Origin of the sequence: Streptomyces sp. NPDC059455 (genome assembly GCF_042750115.1) — a bacterium.
Lineage (GTDB): Bacteria > Actinomycetota > Actinomycetes > Streptomycetales > Streptomycetaceae > Streptomyces > Streptomyces endocoffeicus.
The window spans coordinates 1-18,440 of the sequence record NZ_JBHYVB010000106.1 but is presented as its reverse complement, the minus strand read 5'-3'; the positions used below and the strand labels follow the sequence as shown (position 1 = coordinate 18,440).

The 18,440-nt window shown below is 68.8% G+C and carries 22 protein-coding genes and 1 pseudogene; 8 read left to right on the top strand and 15 right to left on the bottom strand.

Annotated elements, in window-relative coordinates; genetic code table 11:
* Positions 1–12 precede the first annotated feature (12 nt).
* The gene (locus ACFXB5_RS31565) at positions 13–957 is read left to right on the top strand and encodes an NAD-dependent epimerase/dehydratase family protein (RefSeq protein ID WP_385214146.1); all 945 of its coding nucleotides are present in this window, start codon (positions 13–15) and stop codon (positions 955–957) included.
* A 33-nt stretch (positions 958–990) separates the two neighbouring features.
* Here the strand turns inward: ACFXB5_RS31565 and ACFXB5_RS31560 are convergent, their stop codons facing one another.
* Positions 991–1,584: a dihydrofolate reductase family protein gene (locus ACFXB5_RS31560; protein ID WP_385214143.1), complete on the bottom strand. Its 594-nt coding sequence runs from the start codon at positions 1,582–1,584 to the stop codon at positions 991–993.
* A gap of 71 nt (positions 1,585–1,655) precedes the next feature.
* Here ACFXB5_RS31560 and ACFXB5_RS31555 point away from each other — a divergent pair, with 71 nt between their 5' ends.
* A complete protein-coding gene (locus tag ACFXB5_RS31555; protein ID WP_201849718.1) occupies positions 1,656–2,234 on the top strand; it encodes a TetR/AcrR family transcriptional regulator in 579 nt (192 codons plus the stop codon).
* Between the two features lie 51 nt (positions 2,235–2,285).
* Here the strand turns inward: ACFXB5_RS31555 and ACFXB5_RS31550 are convergent, their stop codons facing one another.
* Genes ACFXB5_RS31550 through ACFXB5_RS31535 form a run of 4 tightly spaced genes read right to left on the bottom strand, consistent with a single transcriptional unit; the run spans position 2,286 to position 5,048 of the window.
* Positions 2,286–3,167 carry an isoprenyl transferase gene (locus ACFXB5_RS31550; RefSeq protein ID WP_385214140.1) on the bottom strand — a complete coding sequence of 294 codons (882 nt, stop codon included), beginning with the start codon at positions 3,165–3,167 and terminating at the stop codon, positions 2,286–2,288.
* 50 nt (positions 3,168–3,217) lie between these two features.
* Positions 3,218–3,967 carry a DNA repair protein RecO gene (gene recO / locus ACFXB5_RS31545; protein ID WP_201849716.1) on the bottom strand — a complete coding sequence of 250 codons (750 nt, stop codon included), beginning with the start codon at positions 3,965–3,967 and terminating at the stop codon, positions 3,218–3,220.
* A gap of 15 nt (positions 3,968–3,982) precedes the next feature.
* Complete coding sequence (locus ACFXB5_RS31540) at positions 3,983–4,186, bottom strand: DUF397 domain-containing protein (protein ID WP_385214137.1); 204 nt, start codon at positions 4,184–4,186, stop codon at positions 3,983–3,985.
* Positions 4,187–4,202: 16 nt separating this feature from the next.
* Complete coding sequence (locus ACFXB5_RS31535) at positions 4,203–5,048, bottom strand: helix-turn-helix domain-containing protein (protein WP_385214134.1); 846 nt, start codon at positions 5,046–5,048, stop codon at positions 4,203–4,205.
* A 172-nt stretch (positions 5,049–5,220) separates the two neighbouring features.
* Between ACFXB5_RS31535 and ACFXB5_RS31530 the strand changes: the two genes are divergently transcribed.
* Positions 5,221–5,640: an ATP-binding protein gene (locus tag ACFXB5_RS31530; protein ID WP_385214131.1), complete on the top strand. Its 420-nt coding sequence runs from the start codon at positions 5,221–5,223 to the stop codon at positions 5,638–5,640.
* A gap of 6 nt (positions 5,641–5,646) precedes the next feature.
* Here the strand turns inward: ACFXB5_RS31530 and ACFXB5_RS31525 are convergent, their stop codons facing one another.
* The 3 genes from ACFXB5_RS31525 to ACFXB5_RS31515 all read right to left on the bottom strand — a co-directional run bounded on the left by ACFXB5_RS31525 (position 5,647) and on the right by ACFXB5_RS31515 (position 8,952).
* Entirely contained in the window at positions 5,647–7,980 is a 2,334-nt protein-coding gene (locus ACFXB5_RS31525) for an ATP-binding protein (RefSeq protein WP_385214129.1), read from the bottom strand.
* Positions 7,981–8,066: 86 nt separating this feature from the next.
* On the bottom strand, positions 8,067–8,690 hold the full coding sequence (locus tag ACFXB5_RS31520; protein WP_385214127.1) for a DUF6879 family protein: 624 nt from the start codon (positions 8,688–8,690) through the stop codon (positions 8,067–8,069).
* Positions 8,683–8,952 (bottom strand): hypothetical protein, encoded by a 270-nt coding sequence (locus ACFXB5_RS31515; RefSeq protein ID WP_385214125.1) that lies wholly within the window; start codon positions 8,950–8,952, stop codon positions 8,683–8,685. The genes ACFXB5_RS31520 and ACFXB5_RS31515 overlap by 8 nt, the downstream gene beginning before the upstream one ends.
* A 111-nt stretch (positions 8,953–9,063) precedes the next feature.
* Between ACFXB5_RS31515 and ACFXB5_RS31510 the strand changes: the two genes are divergently transcribed.
* The 3 genes from ACFXB5_RS31510 (at position 9,064) to ACFXB5_RS31500 (ending at position 11,418) form a co-directional block, all read left to right on the top strand.
* Positions 9,064–9,267, top strand: coding sequence for an ATP-binding protein (locus ACFXB5_RS31510; protein ID WP_385214122.1), 204 nt, complete (start codon positions 9,064–9,066; stop codon positions 9,265–9,267).
* A 263-nt stretch (positions 9,268–9,530) separates the two neighbouring features.
* A complete protein-coding gene (locus ACFXB5_RS31505; RefSeq protein ID WP_385214119.1) occupies positions 9,531–10,694 on the top strand; it encodes a methyltransferase domain-containing protein in 1,164 nt (387 codons plus the stop codon).
* A 55-nt stretch (positions 10,695–10,749) separates the two neighbouring features.
* On the top strand, positions 10,750–11,418 hold the full coding sequence (locus ACFXB5_RS31500) for a class I SAM-dependent methyltransferase (RefSeq protein WP_385214116.1): 669 nt from the start codon (positions 10,750–10,752) through the stop codon (positions 11,416–11,418).
* Positions 11,419–11,457: 39 nt separating this feature from the next.
* On the opposite strand, the gene ACFXB5_RS31495 is transcribed toward ACFXB5_RS31500, so the two are convergent.
* Entirely contained in the window at positions 11,458–12,756 is a 1,299-nt protein-coding gene (locus tag ACFXB5_RS31495) for an FAD-dependent oxidoreductase (protein ID WP_385214113.1), read from the bottom strand.
* Positions 12,757–12,865: 109 nt separating this feature from the next.
* Between ACFXB5_RS31495 and ACFXB5_RS31490 the strand changes: the two genes are divergently transcribed.
* On the top strand, positions 12,866–13,399 hold the full coding sequence (locus ACFXB5_RS31490; protein ID WP_385214111.1) for a MarR family winged helix-turn-helix transcriptional regulator: 534 nt from the start codon (positions 12,866–12,868) through the stop codon (positions 13,397–13,399).
* Between the two features lie 35 nt (positions 13,400–13,434).
* Here the strand turns inward: ACFXB5_RS31490 and ACFXB5_RS31485 are convergent.
* The 3 genes and pseudogenes from ACFXB5_RS31485 to ACFXB5_RS31475 all read right to left on the bottom strand — a co-directional run.
* Positions 13,435–13,803, bottom strand: a pseudogene (locus ACFXB5_RS31485) (PQQ-dependent sugar dehydrogenase); the annotation flags it as partial.
* Between the two features lie 13 nt (positions 13,804–13,816).
* Complete coding sequence (locus ACFXB5_RS31480; protein ID WP_385214108.1) at positions 13,817–14,458, bottom strand: helix-turn-helix transcriptional regulator; 642 nt, start codon at positions 14,456–14,458, stop codon at positions 13,817–13,819.
* 257 nt (positions 14,459–14,715) lie between these two features.
* Positions 14,716–15,654 carry an alpha/beta hydrolase gene (locus tag ACFXB5_RS31475; RefSeq protein WP_385214105.1) on the bottom strand — a complete coding sequence of 313 codons (939 nt, stop codon included), beginning with the start codon at positions 15,652–15,654 and terminating at the stop codon, positions 14,716–14,718.
* A 225-nt stretch (positions 15,655–15,879) separates the two neighbouring features.
* Here ACFXB5_RS31475 and ACFXB5_RS31470 point away from each other — a divergent pair, with 225 nt between their 5' ends.
* Entirely contained in the window at positions 15,880–16,083 is a 204-nt protein-coding gene (locus ACFXB5_RS31470; protein WP_037946278.1) for a hypothetical protein, read from the top strand.
* A gap of 24 nt (positions 16,084–16,107) precedes the next feature.
* On the opposite strand, the gene ACFXB5_RS31465 is transcribed toward ACFXB5_RS31470, so the two are convergent.
* The 3 genes from ACFXB5_RS31465 to ACFXB5_RS31455 all read right to left on the bottom strand — a co-directional run bounded on the left by ACFXB5_RS31465 (position 16,108) and on the right by ACFXB5_RS31455 (position 18,401).
* The gene (locus ACFXB5_RS31465; protein ID WP_385214102.1) at positions 16,108–16,848 is read right to left on the bottom strand and encodes a class I SAM-dependent methyltransferase; all 741 of its coding nucleotides are present in this window, start codon (positions 16,846–16,848) and stop codon (positions 16,108–16,110) included.
* Between the two features lie 417 nt (positions 16,849–17,265).
* Complete coding sequence (locus tag ACFXB5_RS31460) at positions 17,266–17,814, bottom strand: DUF1062 domain-containing protein (protein ID WP_385214101.1); 549 nt, start codon at positions 17,812–17,814, stop codon at positions 17,266–17,268.
* A gap of 203 nt (positions 17,815–18,017) precedes the next feature.
* Positions 18,018–18,401: a VOC family protein gene (locus ACFXB5_RS31455; RefSeq protein WP_385214099.1), complete on the bottom strand. Its 384-nt coding sequence runs from the start codon at positions 18,399–18,401 to the stop codon at positions 18,018–18,020.
* Between the last annotated feature and the right edge of the window lie 39 nt (positions 18,402–18,440).

The window sequence follows — 18,440 nt, the reverse complement described above, 5'->3', positions numbered from 1 at the left end:
GAGAGTTCGGCAATGATTCTGGTCACCGGAGGGCTGGGCTTCATCGGCTCCCACACCGTGCAGGCCCTTCTGGACGCGGGCGAGGAGTGTGTGCTGGTCCAGCGCAGCTCCACCGAGCCGCCGGTCGGGCGTTTCGACGCGCCGGTCGCGGTGGAGCGGGCCGACATCACCGATCTGAGCGCGTTGCTCGACGTCGGCACGCGCCACAAGATCACCGGCATTGTGCACCTCGCGGGGTCCATGCCCTGGCCGCCGGACCCCGAGCAACCCATCGAGGCGACACGAAAGGCGATCGGCGGCCTGCTCAACGTCCTCCAGGCCGCGCGGGACTGGGGTGTGCGGCGGGTGGGCGTCGCGAGCACGATCGGTGTCTACGGCGGCGGAACGGAGGACGCGCTCACCGAGGACATGCCCGTGTCGCTGAGCTCGGGGCACCTCATCCCGACCTTCAAGAAGATCGGCGAGCTCCTCAACGACCACCTGGCCGACGCCACCGGCATCGAGATCATCAACTACCGCATCTCCGGGATCTGGGGGCCGCTCGAGCCACACGGCCCGCTGTTCTTCGCCGCCCCCGAACTCGTCCACGCCGCCGTGCGCGGCACCGAGCCGGACCTCTCCCCCCTTCCGGGGCCCGCGTACGCGGAGGACTCGCTCGACCTGTGCTACGCGAAGGACGCGGGCCGGGCCATCGCGCTCCTCCAGCTCGCGGACCGCCTCAACCACCGCACCTACAACGTGGCCTCCGGCCGTGCCACGAGCAACGCCGAGATCATCGCCGCCATCAAGAAGGTCGTCCCCGACGCCCGGGTCGACCTCCCCACCGGCGGGACCACCCCGCCGCGCCACCTCGACATCACCCGCATCCGGCAGGACACCGGCTACGAGCCCGCCTATGACACCGAGCGCGCGGTCGCCGAGTACATCGCGTGGCTGCGGGCGGGCAATGAGCGTTGAGGGTGTCGCCCGGAGCCCAACCAGACAACGGAGTCAGCGACGGGTGAGGTGGGTGAGGGTGACGCCGTTGGGGAAGGCCGTGCGCTCGGCGACGTCGAAGACGGTGGGATCGAAGGCGCCGTCGAAGGCCGGGATCCCGGCCCCCGCGACAACGGGGTAGTTCTTGATCACCAGTTCGTCGAGCTCCGGCAGCACGGCGCCCGCGAGCTTGCCCCCGCCGCAGAGCCATACGTCCAGCCCCGCGCCGTCCTCCCGCTTGAGCTCGCGTACGAGGGCGAGCGGGTCGCCCGGGACGACGGTGACGGCCGGGTCGGTGTCGGGCTCGAGGGTGCTGGACACCACGTACTGGCGCAGATGGGCGTACGGGCTGGCGATCCCCGCGTCGAGGGCGGGGCGGTACGCGCCGAGGCCCATGACCACGGTGTCGAAGTGCCGGTTCGGCGCGTCGGCCAGGCCGATCGCCGCGCGGTAGGCGGTCGGGACCGTCTCGGGGAACAGCGTGTTGGTCCAGTTCGAGTAGGCGGCGGACTGCTGTTCGTCGCCGCCGGGGAAGAAGTCGTACTCGCCGCCGGGGCCCGCGATGCGGCCATCGAGCGTGACGGCGACGTAGTACACGAGCTTTCGCATCTCTAGCCGCTCCAAACGTAGTACTCTGCCTGTAGTGGTTGGAACGTAGTACTACAGCTGGAGTGGTGTCAATGGTGAGAAGGAACGACCAGCGGCGGGCCGCCCTCGTGGACGCCGCGATCGAGGTGCTGGCCAGGGAAGGAGCGCGCGGCCTGACCTTCCGCGCGGTGGACGCCGAGGCCGCCGTACCCGCCGGGACCGCGTCCAACTACTTCGGCAGCCGCGACGACGTACTCACCCAGGCCGGCGCCCGCGTCTACGAGCGGCTCCAGCCCGACGAGGCCACGATCGCCCGCCAGCGGGCGGCGGGCCGCGACCGGGAGACCTACGCGGAGCTGATGCGTGAGCTCGTCAGCCGCGTCGCCTCATTCCGCACCGGCTATCTGGCCCTGCTGGAACTCCGCCTCGAGGCCACCCGCCGGCCCGAACTGCGCAAGGTCCTCACCGAGCGGGTCCGGGCCGACCTCGACGCCAACGTCGCGTACCACGAGGAGTCGGGGCTCCCTGGCGACGCCACGGCCGTCAAGCTGCTCGTGCTGGCGCTGAACTGGCTGATCGTCGAGCAGCTCACCCTGCCGGACGTCTTCACGGAGGCGGAGCGGGATCAGCTGGTGGCCGCCGCGGTGGAGCGCATCGTGGCGGCGGAGTAAGGCCGAGCACAGGCGAGTAAGAGGGGCGCGTCCGGACCGCGCTCCTCCCGCTCACGCGGAGTGGGAGTCCCTCTCGGAGTCCTTCGGGGAGTCCTTCTGTGAGTCCTTCTGGGTGTCCTTCTTCAACTGATCCTCGTTCGGGATCGCCCCGCCGAAGCGGCGGTCCCGCGACGCGTACTCCAGGCATGCCCGCCACAGGTCGCGGCGGTCGAAGTCCGGCCACAGCACGTCCTGGTAGACCATCTCGGCGTACGCGCTCTGCCAGATCAGGTAGTTGGACGTCCGCTGCTCGCCGGACGGGCGCAGGAAGAGATCCACATCCGGCATGTCCGGGTAGTAGAGGTACTTCGCGAACGTCTTCTCGTTCACCTTCGACGGATCGAGGCGACCCGCCCGAACGTCCTCCGCCAGCGCCTTCGCCGCGTCCGCGATCTCCGCACGGCCGCCGTAGTTCATGCAGAAGTACATCGTCATGGCGTCGTTGCCCTTGGTCTGCTCCTGGGCGACCTGGAGCTCCTGCGCCACCGACTTCCACAGCTTCGGCATCCGGCCCGCCCAGCGGATCCGGACGCCCATCGCGTCCATCTCGTCGCGGCGGCGGCGGATGACATCGCGGTTGAAGTTCATCAGGAAGCGCACCTCGTCGGGCGAGCGCTTCCAGTTCTCAGTCGAGAAGGCGTAGAGGGAGAGGTTCTTGACCCCCATCTCGAGGCAGCCCTTGAGCACGTCCATCACGACGGCCTCGCCGACCTTGTGCCCCTCGGTGCGCGGCAGCCCGCGCTCCTTGGCCCAGCGGCCGTTCCCGTCCATCACGCACGCCACATGGTTCGGCACCAGCTCACCGGGGATCTTCGGCGGCCGGGCGCCGGACGGGTGCGGTTCCGGGGTCCGGTACTCGCGCCGCTGTCGGCCCAGAAACCCGCGTCCTGCCATGCCTGCCACGTCTCCCTCAGCTCTTGCTCTCTGTGCTACTGCTTCTGCTGCTACTTCTCTACGTACCGCAGCGACCGAAGTCCCCGCTCCAGGTGCCAGTGCAAATACGCCGCCACGAGCCCGCTGCCCTCCCGGGCATGCCGCGACTCGCACGCGTCCGCCGTCTCCCAGTCCCCGGTCAGCAGCGCGCCCAGCAGCGTCAGCGACTCCGCCGAGGGTACGACGCTTCCGGGCACCCGGCACTCTCCGCAGATGACCCCGCCCGCACCGACCGAGAAGAACCGGTTCGGACCGGGCATCCCGCACTTGGCGCAGTTGTCGAAACTCGGTGCGTAGCCGTTCACGGCGAGGGAACGGAGCAGAAACGCGTCCAGGATGAGATGCGGCTCATGATCCCCGGCGGCGAGAGTGCGCAGCGCGCCGACGAGCAGCAGATACTGCTGTACGGCGGGCTCGCCCTCGTGGTCGGTGAACCGTTCGGCCGTCTCCAGCATGGCCGTACCGGCGGTGTAGCGGGCGTAGTCGGTGACGATCGACCCACCGTACGGAGCGATGGTTTCACTCTGCGTGCAGAGCGGCAGCCCGCGCCCGATCAGCTCGCCGCCGCCGCGCGAGAAGAACTGCACGTCAACGTGGCTGAACGGTTCGAGCCGCGCCCCGAACTTCGACTTCGTCCGCCGCACGCCCCGCGCGACGGCGCGGACGCGGCCGTTGTTACGGGTGAGCAGGGTGATGATCCGGTCCGCCTCACCCAGCTTCTGGGTGCGCAGCACGATGCCGTCGTCGCGGAACAGACTCATGGCGCCCATTGTCCCCTAGTGGGACAGCTGATCGAACCGCCCGGCCCGGACGGCCCGGGTAAGCGCCCGGAGGGCGGCGGGGGTGGTTGCGATCACGGTCCCGGGTTCGTCGCCCTCCCGCAGGAGGATCGCGGCGTCGGGAGCGTGGGCCAGCTCCACGCAGGCGTTGTCCGGGGCGTCCGCCGAGTAGGAGGACTTCCGCCACTGTATGTGGGACATCTCCATGCCTTCAGAGTCAGGGCGCGATGGCCTGAATGAAATCGCGCGTGTCTTCGGGTGTGAGGGACAGCTCTTCTGCCCGATCGAGAATCCGCCGATAGTTGGCGAGGGGGGTCTCTCCGTCAAGGAACATCACACCGGTGGGCGCGTCGAGCTGCACCGTATCCAATTGCGGGACCGCCCCACGCACATAGGCAGCCGAGACCCCGGCGTTGGGAAACCCTCCAGCGGAGAAGGGGATGGCTCGCACCGTGACATTGTCCCGCTCCGATGCCTCAAGGACACGCTCCAGCTGAGCACGGGCCACCTTGGCCCCACCGAACTCCATCCTCAGCGCAGCTTCGTGAATCAGGAAGGTGCACGGCGGGGGATCGTCCCGATCCAGGACATCGCGACGGCGCAACCGGAAAGACAGGCTGACCCGAAGTTGCGCGGGGGTGGGCTCCGGCTCGGCGATCGAGAACACGGCCTTCGCGTAGTCCTCAGTCTGCAGCAGGCCCGGGATGTGCATGATCTGCACGGCGCGCAAACTCACGGCTCGGAATTCGAGCTCGGCCAGGTCAAGGGCGCTGGCAGCCATCTTGCCCTGGTACTCATCCCACCAGCCTCGGCCGCGCTCGGTGGCCATGGCCGCGAGAGCGTCAACATACGCCTGGTCGCCGCATGAGTAGACGGCGGCCAGCATCCTGACGCGTTCCTCGCTCACGCCCAGGCGCCCCGACTCCATGTTGCTGACCCGTGCACCCTCGGCACCCAGCTGTTGAGCCGCGTGGGCCACCGTCATCCCGGTGTGCTCACGCATCTTGCGCAACTCCACGCCAACGCGGCGCTGTCGCGCGGTTGGGGCTGCCTTCTGCGGCATGTGCACACCCTCCCCTTGCCCACTTCGTCGCACAGTGCGTCTGCGACACTACTCGAATCCCCGATCGGATGCATGAATTCAGCTACACCGCTGCATAGCTGCATCCGAATACCGTATGGTCCTGGTAGCGCAACGCATCGAACCAATCACGCACCGCGTTGGGAGCACCGCCATGCCCGAAGTCGCCGAACCCGCCTGCGCCTACCGCCTCAGCGCCCCCAACTCCCCCAAGAGCCCCAGGGTCTGCCGCGACGCGATCGCCGCCCTGCTCCAGGCCAACGACCTGCACGACCTCGCAGACACGGCGAAACTCCTGGTCTCCGAGGCCGTGACGAACGTCAATCAGCACACCGACACCCAGCTGATCCACATCGACACCCTCGTCCGCGACCGCATCGCGACGATCGCCGTACGCGACGGCTCGCCGGAACGCCACCCGTACCCCCGCGACGCGGCGCCCGACGAGGAGGGTGGACGCGGGCTGTTCCTGATGCGGGAGCTGGCCTACGCCTGGGGCGTCACCTGGGAGAACGGGCTGCGCCCCACCGGCAAGCACATCTGGTTCGAGCTGCGCGGCCCAGCCACCGAATGACGGTAGCTACGCGGGAGGGTCGGCCAGACGCCCCTCGATGCGAGACCGCACGGCCACGGCTCGGGGGTCGGTGTACGTCCCCACACGGGACAGGGCCTCGGCCCAGTGGACGCGGGCCGCTTGGGGGTCCTCCATAGCCACGGCGGCGGCCAAGTGGTCGAGCTCCAAGGCGTGCTGCCAGGCATCGCCGAGCTGACCGTGCACGACGGCGGCCCGGCGATGGAACGCGGCGGCCTCGTCGTAACGCTCCATTGCCGCATAGGTCCTGCCAGTGCCCCGCCAAGCCAGGGCTTCTCGGCTGCGGTCGCCGAGACGCAAATGGAGCTTGGCGGACCGCTGGTACGAGGTCAGCGCGTCGCCGTATTGTCCAGCTGCACGCTGGATGTCGCCCAGAGTGAGCAACCAAAAGCCCTCCAGGACGTGACTCCTGAGGCTGAGCGCGATGTCGAGGGCTTCGTCGATCGCACGTCGTGCTGCCGCGAGCTCGCCTTGCTCGCGGCGGAGCTCGGCGACGATATGCAAGGCATTGCCCACGCTTCTTTCGTTGTTCAGGGCTCGGTGGGCGGCGAGCGCTTGTTGGGCGGCCTCCTCGGCCTCAGGCAGGCGGCCCGCGTCGAGACGGGTGCTGGCGATGTTGGACAGGGCCATGGCCGCTCTGCGGGGTTCATCCGCGTCACGGAAGATCGCAGCGGCACGTTCGAAGTGAGCGGCAGCCGGGTCGAATTGGCGGCTCTCAAGGTGGATCAGGCCGATGAGATTCAGCGAGCGCGCCTCTTCGAGGGGCATGGCTGTCCTGTGCGCGAGTTCCCTGGCTCGTCGGTGAGATTCCATGCCCTCGTCGAGGCGGCGGTATTTCCGGTAGGCCATGCCGAGGTAGTTGAGCAATCGGATTTGGGCACCCGGTTCATTCGCCCGTTCGGCTGCCATGAGACCGGCACGCATCGGGTCGATCCAGTCACTGCCTGGCGCTGATGGATAGCGGGCAATCCACAGCACCTCGGCCAGGCGCCAGGCGAGAGTATCGATCCCGGCCGATACGGCGGCCGGAACCAAACGCAGCAGAGTCGTGTGTTCGCGCTCCGTCCAGTTCACCGCCGCGTCGTAATCGGCGAAGACCAGAGGAGGCACGGAAGCTGTCGATGCCGCCAGGGGGGAGTGCTGCTCGGAAGGTCTGAGCCAACTCTGCGCCGCGTCAGCAGTATGCAGATACCAGTCCAGCACACGGTGCAGGGCCGCGTTCCGTTGCTCCGGTGATTCATCGCTCTGCGCTTGGCCGGTAGCGAAGGCACGCAGTAAGTCGTGGAACTGGAATCGGTCCGGTGCGATCTGTTCAAGCAGGTGCGAGCTCACGAGATCGTCCAGGAGCTGCCTCGTCCGGCCGAGGCTGAACTCACAGAGGGCGGCAGCCGCGTGGAGACTGAACTCGGAGCCCGGATGAATCCCCAGCAGGCGGAAGAGCCGCGCGGAGGATGCCGGCAAGGCACGATAGGACCAGGCGAAGACCGAATGGACCGCTTCTGCTTCCTCATCGATCCCGGTACTGAGCGCGTCCCACAGCGCCGACTCGTCCCGCAAGTCAGAGATGAGATCGTCGATCCTCATATGAGGATGACTGGCAGCGCGCTCTGCTGCGATACGCAAGGCGAGTGGCAGCCAAGCGCACAGACGGGCCAGTTCAGTCAGCTTTTCCCCATCGTCCCCGGGCCGATAGCCGCTGGTGACCGCACGCAGTAAGGCAATCGCCTCAGGCTCGGGAAGCGTTCCGAGCGTCAGACGGCGGGCCCCGTCTCGTACGGTAAGACCGGCCAGCCGGTTACGGCTGGTCACCACTACCAGGCTGTTACCACTACCAGGGAGGAGCGGCCGCACCTGGCTGACCGTGGCAGCGTTGTCGAGCAGGATCAGGACGCGTCGATCGGCAAGCAGGGATCGATACAAAGCGGCGGCATCATCGACATCCTGGGAAATCTGGTCAGCAGGCACGCCAAGCGCGCGTAGGAATCGGCGTAGCGCCTGGTCTGCGGTGACGGGTTCACCCGGGTCGTAGCCCCGCAGATTGACGAAGAGCTGGCCATCGGGAAAGCGGTCCTTCACTTGATGGGCCCAGTGCAGCACCAGCGAGGTCTTCCCCGCACCTGCCGTACCCGCCACCACATGGATCGAGACAACCAGGCGGTCACCGCTCTGGCCGGTCAGGATCTCATCGAGCTGACGCAGTTCGTCGGTGCGGTTGACGAAGGCGTAAACATCAGCGGGAAGCTGTCGCGGAATCGGACCAGCCCGTTCACGCCGCGCTCCCTGGTAAAAGTTGATGCCTCCCGAGACGTTACCTGCCTGCACGACATCCCGAGATGACCCTGACAGGTCATTCTGAGAGTCCTGTGGGCGACTGCCCTCGTCTCGGGGGGCGTCAGCATCCGCTCCGCTCATGCTGCCGGGGGCGGTGGAAGATGTACCACCGCACGCTCGAAATAACTCCTGATGTCCTCCGCTATCGCGTAACCCTGCTTAACGTAGGCCACCCAAGGTTTTACGATCTCGGGATCGGTGAAACGACGCGCACTCTCGAAGACCCCGGTCTCGGTGTAAAGAATCTCATAGAGGGTCAGATTGTCGAGGATGACAATCTCGGGCAGAAGGCGATCGGCCTCGGCAGCGACGACTTCCTTCGCGGGCAGCACTCGGATTGGGTGTCCGACCTCCGCACGGACGTGGAGCGAGTGCAGCTCCCATTGCATGTACGGCGTCAGTGGCTCTTCCACCACGCGCAAGCGATGGAACGGGGAGCCGTTTCGTCGGTCATCATCAGCAGCCTTGTGCGCGACCGCACGCCTCGCCTCGAAGAGTCGGAGCACTTCGCCCCAGTCGCCTCGGCGCAGCGCGTCCCGGGCGGGGCTGTTCTCTTCTTCGAAATGCTGTAGCCGTTCCAACTTCCAGGACTCGCCATTACGGATAGCCTTGCGTCGCGCCCGGAAGTCACTGACATAGGCATCGTCATCGAGTGGTTCGCCTTGGTCTGCCGGGAGCCCTGGGGCACGAAGGTCAAGCATCGGGAATATCTGCCTTTGCTGCGCAGAGCATGTTACCGGGAATCACAACCAGCCGCTCGTCGGCCCCGATGGACACGCCACTCGGCAAACGTGAAGCATAGCTGGCAGTGAGGTCGCGGCCAATTACGGCGATGTCACCATTGTCCAACTGCCACATATCTGGGCACTTTTCTTCGTCATCAGAGTTGCCAAGCTCTGCCGCCGACTTTCCCAGACGTCTGACGAATAACGCCGACGGGTCAGCCTCCCAGATACGAGCCATCAACGGCCTCCATCACCTCATCGTCACCGACTGTGCCTACAACCTTACGATTTTGACACATGGAGTGTCAGTCATGCCACGGTTGCAGCGCCGACGGAGACGTGTCGGAGTGTGTGGAGTACTCGCGGAATTGGCGGCCGGATCGGCCGGCCGGACCGTCACCCGTACCCCCGCGACGCGGCGCCCGACGAGGAGGGTGGACGCGGGCTGTTCCTGATGCGGGAGCTGGCCTACGCCTGGGGCGTCACCTGGGAGAACGGGCTGCGCCCCACCGGCAAGCACATCTGGTTCGAGCTCCGCGACCCGGCCATCTGAAGGGGACAAAGGTGGCCGACGGCCACCCAGCGCGGGCGTGGTCACCGAGGAACTCGAACGCGTCCCCGCAGCGGTGAGTGCACCCGTACGCCCTGCCAGACAGCCTGATTCCACCTCACCATGGGACCACTGTCCATCGACCACAGGGAGGCACACCAGATGGGGCAGCACGGAGGCAAGCCGGACCCGGCAGAAAGCGACGGGCACAAGCCCGACAAACCCATCCCACCGCCCGACCCGAAGCGGCCGGAAACCCCGAAGCGATGACCCTCGACGGCACAGCCGTCCTCGCCCAGCGGCTCGTGGAGGACGGCCACCTCCCCGCCGCATGGCGCGACGCCTTCACCCGCGTCGACCGCGCCGTATTCCTCCCCGATCGCGTCTGGGTCCGCGCGGCCGACGGGTACGAGTCCGTCGACCGCGCCGTCGAAGCGGATCGCTGGCGGGAGCTGGCCTACAGCGACGAGGCTGTCGTCACCCAGATCGAGGACCCGCCCGGCGCCGCGTCGGCGCGCACCCCGTCCAGCTCGGCGAGCATGCCGAGTGTCGTCGCCACCATGCTCCGGGCCCTCGATGTCCGCGACGGGCAACGCGTACTTGAGATCGGTGCGGGCACCGGATACAACGCCGCGCTTCTGTCCGCCAGGCTCGGCAGCGAGCAGGTGACCACCATGGAGGTCGATCCCGCTCTCGCCGACAGGGCGCGCGCCGCACTGAAGAGCGCGGGCTACCGGCCCACGGTGCTCACCGGAGATGGTGCCGGAGGGTGTCCCACGGACTCGCCGTACGACCGGGTCATCGCCACTTGCGCGGTACACGACGTGCCCCGCGCGTGGATCGAGCAGACCGCGCCCGGGGGGCTCGTCGTCTTCCCCTGGGGTACCGCGCTGCGCAATGGCGTACTGATACGGCTCACCGTCGAGCATGGCCCCGACGGCCCCGTGGCGTCCGGCCCGGTCGTCGGCGACAGCGCGTTCATGTGGCTGCGGGCGCAGACACCCGAACGCGACGTCATGGCCATGGTCCGAGGTGAGCCCGACATCGGCGGCACTCGCCTCGACCCCAGCTTCCTCGGTGACGACGACGCGTGGTTCGCCGCCGGAGTCCTGGTCCCGCGCTGCCGGTCGGCGGTGGGCCCTGGCCCCGACGGTGAGTGGACCCTCTGGCTCGCCGACTCGGCCTCCGGCTCATGGGCGTCCGTCGACTACGAGCCGGACGCGACCGACTACGAGGTGCGGCAGCACGGCCCACGGCTGCTCTGGAACGAACTGGAGGCAGCTCACGCCTGGTGGTCACGGGCCGGGCGGCCGACGCGCACACGGTTCGGACTCACCGTCACCTCCGCCGGTCAACGGGTATGGCTCGACCGACCGGACAACATCATCCCCGCCGACATCGGCGGAGAAGGTGACGCGATCCCGCTGTGACGGACGAGAGGCGTGGGTACGGTGTCCTGCCTGTCGGACACCCCGGAGGACGCCCATGCCGCGCGAGTCGACCACCTTGCCGGAGTACTGGGACACCTACAAGCCGTACCGCGAGGAGGGCGAGCAGCCGACGCCTGACGTCGAGACCTTCGCATGGACCCAGTACGACGGGCACGGCCCCGGCGAGGAGTTCCTGGGCAGCCCGCGTACCGCGCTGGAGCTGGGCTGCGCCGAGGGCAAGGAAGCCGTATACCTCGCTCGTACCGGCGTCGAGGTGACCGCCGTGGACTTCTCCGCCGCGCAGGTCGCCCGCGCCCGCCGATGGTGGGAGGGCACGTCCCGGCTGACCTTCGTCCAGGCCGAGGCGTGCGCCTACTTGGCCGACACCGACGCCATGTACGACGCGGTGTTCTCCATCTGGGGAGCCGTCTGGTTCACCGACCCCGACGCCCTGATCCCGCTGATCCTCGAACGCGTCAACCCCGGCGGCACCCTGGCCTTCTCGCAGGCCGAGCCCATCGAGGGGCACTACGGAGCGCAGGCGATGTACGGAAACGGACTCGCGGGCCGCAAGCTCACCCTTCTGCGCTGGTCATACGCGCCCGAGTGGTGGGCCGACCTGCTGAAGCGCACGGGATTCGTCGACATCGATGCTCGAGTGCTCCCCGCGCCGAACCCGGAAGACGTCGGCACCCTCATGGTGCGTGCGAGCGCGCCAAGGTGAAGGGGGCGCCGAGTGACCCGCGAACCCCTCGCCGAGTGATCAGGGCCTGGCCAAGTCCTCGTCGCGGGAGGCGGAGAGGTCGGCCAGGAACTTGCGGCGCAGGGCGGGGACCCTGCTGGTCGCGGCGAAGTAGCTGCGGGCGGCGAAGAGCGTGAGGCGGCCGGTGACGGGGCGGAAGAGCGGGTCGTCGCCGCTGGTGCCATTGCTGGTGAGGGATTCGGCGACGCGCGCGAAGCCGTAGGGGATCATCTCGGCCTCGTAGTCGCCGATCGCGGCCAGCAGCCGCTTACGTCCGCCCGCGACGGCGGTCAGCTCGCGGCACAGCAGTGTGGCGTCGCGCAGTGCGGTGTTGGCGCCGACGCCCTGGCCGGGCGTCATGGTGTGGATGGCGTCGCCAAGAAGGGTGATATTGGTCGTCGGCCACGGGTCGATGGGAACCGAGGTCGCGATCTTCAGCGGGAACGCGGCCTCCGGGTCCGACAGCTCGAAGATCCGGCGCAGATTGGGATGCCAGTTGGCGGCCGCTTCCAGGGCGGTCGCGATGAGCTGGCGTCCGCGCCGCCGGGGCGTGTCCTCGGGGAAGCGATCGTGGGAGCTCCAGATGGACAGGTTGATGTAGTCGCGGGTGGTGTCGAACTCCGGCCCCGGCCAACCGCCCTGAGCGTCCCGCTTGAACGTCATGACGTGCAGCATGCCGATCATGCCCTTTGTGCCGAAGATCAAGGAGAGGCCGTTGAATGCCTCGTCCGACAGCAGCGCGCGGGTCTCGGGCGTGAGCGCGGTCTTGGTGGCGATGGCGGTGACGCCGGCGTCCCTGATCTCGGCGTGGGGCAGGAACTGCCGGCGCACGGCCGAGCGGGTTCCGTCGGCGGCGATCAGGAGGTCGCCGGTCGCGGTCGTGCCGTCGCCGAAGTGGGCGGAGACCGTGCCGTCGGGGTGCTGCTCGTAGCGGGTGAACTCCTTGCCGTAGTGCACGACGTCGTCCATGCCGGTGAAGAGCACCTGGCGCAGGGTCGCGCGGGACACGGAGCGCTCGCTGTTGACCGCGTCGCGCGCCGAGGGCAGTGGGAACGTGGCGGTGGTGCGCAGGGACTGGGTGAGCACGTTGAAGTGGCGAGGCTCGCGGGCGGCGGTGGCGACGAAGGTGTCGAAGAGCTCGGGTGGCAGGCACTCGTGCAGCGCCCGGCTGCCGGTGGGGTCGATGCCGACCCGGTAGCCGTAGAGACCGTCGCGACGGGAACCGTAGCGCTCGTACACGGCCACCGAGACCCCGGCCTTCTTCAGGCCATGGGCCAGGCACATCCCGCCGGTGCCGCCGCCGATGATCAAGACATGCATGAGGATCGCTTTCCATGAGAGCCATGTATCTTGAATACCAAGACAGATATACCTTGAACATCAAGAGACTCGACTGTCAAGCCATCTGATCGGCAAGGAGGTACCCCGATTGGCGAACGAAAAGGAACAGGTCCTCGCTGAGCTGGGCAAAGTCATTCAGGGCTACCAGGCGGCGGTCGATGACTCCGATCGCGAGACCGCCCGGCTCCTCGGCGTGAACGAGACCGACCTGCGGTGCCTGGAACTGCTGATCGACGCCGAGGAGCTCTCTCCGCGTGAACTCAGCAGACAGCTGGGACTGACCACCGGCAGCGTGACCGCCATGCTCGACCGACTGGAGAAGCTCGACCTGCTCACCCGCGCCCCCCACCCCGTCGACCGCCGCAAGAGCGTGGTCAGGGTGACACCGGAGGGAAGCCGACGCTGCTACGAGCTCATCGCCCCGCTCATCGAGGACGGTGCGCGGGAACTCGGCGCGGAATACAGCGCGGAGCAGTTGGAACTGGTCATGGATTTCCTGCGGTCCACCACCGCGCTCCAGACCCGGCACACCGAACGCCTGCGCGCCCTGCCCGCCCCGACGGCGGAACGCCGAGGCCGCGCCAGGTCCGGTGGCAACCGCGCCACCGGACCCGGCGCTTGAATACCCTCAGCGGCCAGCGGCCAGCGGCTACGTGGCTCGGACTCCCACAGGCGGCCCTTGGAGTCGAAGTCCAGGCCCTGCGGATTGCGGTGGCCCAGTGACCAGACGGCGTTGCCGAAGAGGTTGTCGGACGGGATCGAGCCGTCGGGGTTGATGCGGAGGATCTTGCCGTTGAGCGAGTTGCGGTCCTGGGCCCGTGGCTCGGTCTGGGCGTCGCCCATGGAGGCGTACAGCTTGCCGTCGGGGCCGAAGCGCAGCCGTCCGCCGTTGTGGAAGCGGCTCCTCTCCATGCCCTGGAGCAGCACCTTGTAGCCGCTGAGGGTGTTGTTCTCCAGCGTCATACGGGCGATGCGGTTGCCTTCGCCGGAGGTGTGGACGAAGTAGAGGTAGTGGTCGGTGGCGAAGGCCGCCGGGGAATCACGCGTTCGGTCTCCGCGAAGGGGACTCCGTGTCGGTTTGCGGGGCCAGTGAAGCCAGTGCGGTGGGCCGGACCGCGTCGGTGGCGGTTGAGCCGAGGAGCAGTTCGGTCAGGTTGTGGGACTGGGACTGCTCGTCGGTGGGGGTCGCCGCGGTGATGCGGTCCAGGCGGAAGCCTCGGCCGGCGCGGCGGGTGCGGCACCAGGCGATGAGGTACCAGCGGCCTTCGGCGGTGAGCAGTCCGGACGGTTCCACGACGCGGTCGGTTTCGCGTCCGGCCGCGTCGGTGTAGGACAGCCGCAGCGCCACGTTGTGGGTGAGGGCCCGTTCCACGGCGGTGCGGATCTCGGAGTCGGTCCGGGTCGGCCGCGCGACGATCCGTGCGGCGAGTTCGCGGGCCGCCGTCGAGGCTGAGCCGGTCATCGAGGCCGCGAGCTTCTGGGCCGCGGTGCGGGCCGCGTCCGCGTAAGGGGTGACGGCGCCGACAGCGGCGAGCGCGGCGGTCAGCGCGGAGGCTTCTTCGGCCGTGAAGTGGATCGGGGGCAAGGTCATCTCCGGAGAGATGGACCAGCCCCCGCCCCGCCCGGGTGTGGTGCGCACCGGAACGCCCGTCTCCATCAACGTCTGGAGGTCACGCTGCACCGTGCGGGTGCTGATCTCGAATCGGGGGGGGGGGGGCCCGCCCCCGCCCGGCCCCCCCCGCGGGCCCCCCCCCCCCCCCCACCCCCCCCCCCACACACGCGGGGGGGGGGGGTGGGGGGCGCGAGCGGCGGGGGCGGGGGGGGCGCGCCGCCGGGGCGGGCGGCGCCCCGGCCCCCCCGGCCCGCGGCCCCCCCCCCCCCCCCCGCAACTCCTCGACCAGCGCGTACAGCCGGGCGGTGCGGTTCATGGGGCCGACGCTACCGGCACGCGGTGGCCAGGAAGTCCCGCTCACGCCGCTGTTCCCGCTCGGTGATGGTGAGGGGGAACAGGGTGAAGCCGTGCATCGCGCCGGCGACGACGTCGAGCCGTACGGGAGCGCCCGCCGACCGCCATCGCTGGGCCAGGAACAGGGAGTCGTCCAGCAGCGGATCCTCGGTCCCGACGACGATGCGGGCGGGCGGCATACCTGCCAGGTCCGCGAACAGCGGGGAGACCTCGGGGTCCCGGCGCTGCTCCGCCCCCATCCCCGGCGTGAACAGCTCATAGGCGCCCCGCAGCGAATCGGTGTTGCTCAGCAGCGGTCGGGAGCCGAACAACCGCAGGCTCGGCGTCATCGAAAGGTCGTAGGGTCCGTAGAGCAGGTGTGCCGCCCGGAACGCGCCGGTGATGCCGTGCCGGTTACGAAGGCGCAGCAGCGTCACGACGCTGAGATGAGCACCGGCCGATTCGCCGCCGATCAGCAGCCGCTCGGTACCGAACTCGGTTGCGGCGTGCTCCACCAGCCACCGGGCGACCGCCTCGCAGTCGTCGGGCCCGGCGGGGAACGGATGCTCCGGTGCCAGGCGGTACTCCACACTCACCACCGCCAGCCGGGCCTCCACGGCAAGCCGCCAGAGCCTCTCGTCCTGCCCGCCCGCGGAGCCGAACGCCCAGCTGCCTCCGTGGATGTGCAGGTAAACGCCGTCGACACGGTCCGGCACGAACGTCCGTACGTTCACCCCGCCCGCGACGACGCGGTCCTGGCCGTGCTCCAGTCGCACCGGTGGGGTGTCGGCGCCGAGCCGGTTACGCCGCAGGAGCGCCAGCGTGGCCGCGCTCGGCACCGGCCCACGGGCCGGCCGACTCGCCGCGTCGGCTTCGAACTTCTCGTTGAAGGACAGGGTTTCGGCGAGGCAGTCCTCATCTGTGATCGTCATGTCGCCGACGTTCGCAGCAGCCCGCGACATCACCCTGTCACCCTTTCTCTGTGATCTACGTCATGGCCTGTGCGATATCGCCGCCGCGATGTCACAGCCCTGTGCTGGACGCGATCTGGGCCGGTCACAACCCTCGGAGGGACGGCAGCTGGCGGCTCGGCGGCGTTCCCCATTGCGCACACTGGTGGTGCGGGGCAGGTCAGCGACGAGTTGGGGGGATACGCCATGGCGGCCGGTTGCCGGGACTGTGAGACATGTACGAGGTCGTGGCTGGGGCGGCTGTTCCAGAACGCGGCGGTGGGGCTGATGCATGTGGTGACGATCGGCATCAGCTATCTGATCAAGAAGGGGTTCAGGCGGCACTGCCCGCAGTGCGGACACCTGCTGTCCAGGCACGCGCGTAGGGCGGACGGTTCGTTCCGGGATTAGGACCCGTCCGGCGGAGGCTGACGGTCACCAGTCGACTGCGGCTCCGGCGGATGTCCGGCTCGCGGCCGGGAGGCTGCCCGTGGGGCGGCGCAGGTGCCAGACGTCGGCCGGGGGCAGGTTGGCCCAGACCGTGCTGCGGCCGGTGGCGTAGCGGCGGCGGTAGTCGGCCAGCACCTCTTCGGCGACCCGGTGCCGCCGCGCCTGGCTTCGGCAGGGCAGCAGGCTGCGGGCCTGCCGGGTGCCGCGGTAGGCGAAGTAGGCCAGGAGGCCGCCTGGGCGCAGCAGCTCCAGATACCGGCCCATGATCGCCTCGATCTGGTGGGGATCGAAGTTGGCGAAGGGCAGGGCCGAGATGATCGCGTCGTAACGGCGGCGTACGTCGAATTCCTCGACGTACGCCTCGTGCACGCGTATCCGCTCGGACCGTCCGGCCAGGTGCGGGTGGGTGCGGACGAGGTCGCGCAGCCGGCCGGTGAAGCGGGGGTTGGCCTCGACGATGTCCAGGCGGCTGCCCGCCGGCAACTGGTGGATCAGGGAACGGGTGACCGACCCGGTACCGGCACCGGCCTCCAGGACGCTCAGCGGCCGCCCCGCCTGTGAGCGCACCGGTGCGGTCAACGCGTGGGCCAGCGCCCTGCCGCTGGGGGCGAGCGCCCCGGTGGTGCGCATGTCGCGGGCTGCCTCGAGGAGGAACATCCAGCCTCCGGCGGCGCGCTGTCCGAGGACGTGGTCATGCGGGGTGGGCGAGTCATCCGTGGCGTGCATGGGCGCACGCTACATACCGGCTCCACGTGGGCGGATCCCTCGGCGTGTGACGGTGCCCACCCGCGCGATACGGGAGGCGACGCGGGGGAGCCGGCGCGTTACGCCCCGGCGGCCGACCTGGGCGCGTTTCGGTTGAGTTGGCGGCATGGGACGACGGGGCGGCGCGTACGGGCGCCCGGGAGCAGTGACGCTGATCACATCCACCACCTGGGACGATGGCTCGGCCGAGGGTTACTCCTACCTCACCGTACGCACGCGGCGGCGCCGATGGCACAGCCCCGTGCCGGGCCCGGACCGGTCCGGTCCGGTCCGGTCACAACCCGGGCGCGCTGGGCACGCGCGCAGGGCGGACGGTCCGTTCCGGGACCAGGGCCTGTCCGGCGGGTCGTGCCGGACAGGCCCTGGTCCCGAGGGGGCTCAGCGCTTGAGCGTGAACGTGAAGTCGCCGGTGAGTTTGCCGCTCAGCCGGACCGCCGAAACGAGCTTGCCCTCCGTGACCAGTCTCTCGACCTCGGCCCGTGAAAGGCCGCAGCCTTCGGCGATCAGCCGCACCGGCCGGACCGGAATCCGCGCCGCGAAGCGGACCGATACATCGATTACCTCGCGGTCCAGATGATCCGATCCGCCGGTGTCGAGGCGCCAGGCGTTGGCCCAGTCGAGGGCGATGCGATTACGGCGCCGCACCACCGGGTCCTGGAGCAACTCGGCCGTCAGACCGAGGTCGTTGTCATGCAGCCGGTCCAGCAGCTCAGGCCGTACGGAACGCACATTCATCCGCTCCAGGACCGTGAGCTTCGCCGTTTCCCCGCAAGCGGTACAGAGCACGAGGAGCCAGGCGTCGATGAGCTTGTGGTTGGCGTTGACGCGAAATTTGCCGCTTGCCCGGAAGCGCTCCGACGCGCACGCGTGGCAACGGCGGAGAACGAGCGGCAGGCAGGTGGGCATGACCACCCAGGTATGGAGCACAGAAGTACACCGGTTTCAGTGAGAAATCCGCAGCAAAAAAGAGCGCGGCGCATAGGCACGACGCGCGACAAATCAGCGCTTGGGAGGTCTCACACGGTGTACAACGGCACGTCCTTGCCTGGACGACTTGGGTCGGCAGCAAGGTAAGGGCGCGGAGCGGTGCCGCTCCACTGGTTTTTGTCGAAGCCGGTCAGAGAAGCCGGTCAGAGGGGCTGGAGCCGGCGGCGCAGGAGGCAGAACTCGTTGCCTTCGGGGTCGGCCAGGACGTGCCAGTTCTCGGCGCCGGTCTGACCGACGTCGACGGGCTTCGCGCCGAGCGCGAGCAGCCGCTCCAACTCGGCGTCCTGATCGCGGTCGGTGGCGTTGACGTCGATGTGCAGCCGGAGCTTCTCGGGCCGGGGGTCGCTACTGGGGCTGAGGACGAGGGTGGGCTGCGGACCGCCGAAGCCGGCGTCGGGCGGCCCGATCTCGATGCTTCCGTCGTCCTCCCGGTCGAGTTCGACATAGCCGAGGACCTCGCTCCAGAACGCGGCGAGCCGCTCGGGGTCGGCGCAGTCGAGGATCAGCTCACTGATGCGGCATGCCATGCCCGTCAGTCTACGGAGAAAACCCGAAATGCCACCGGC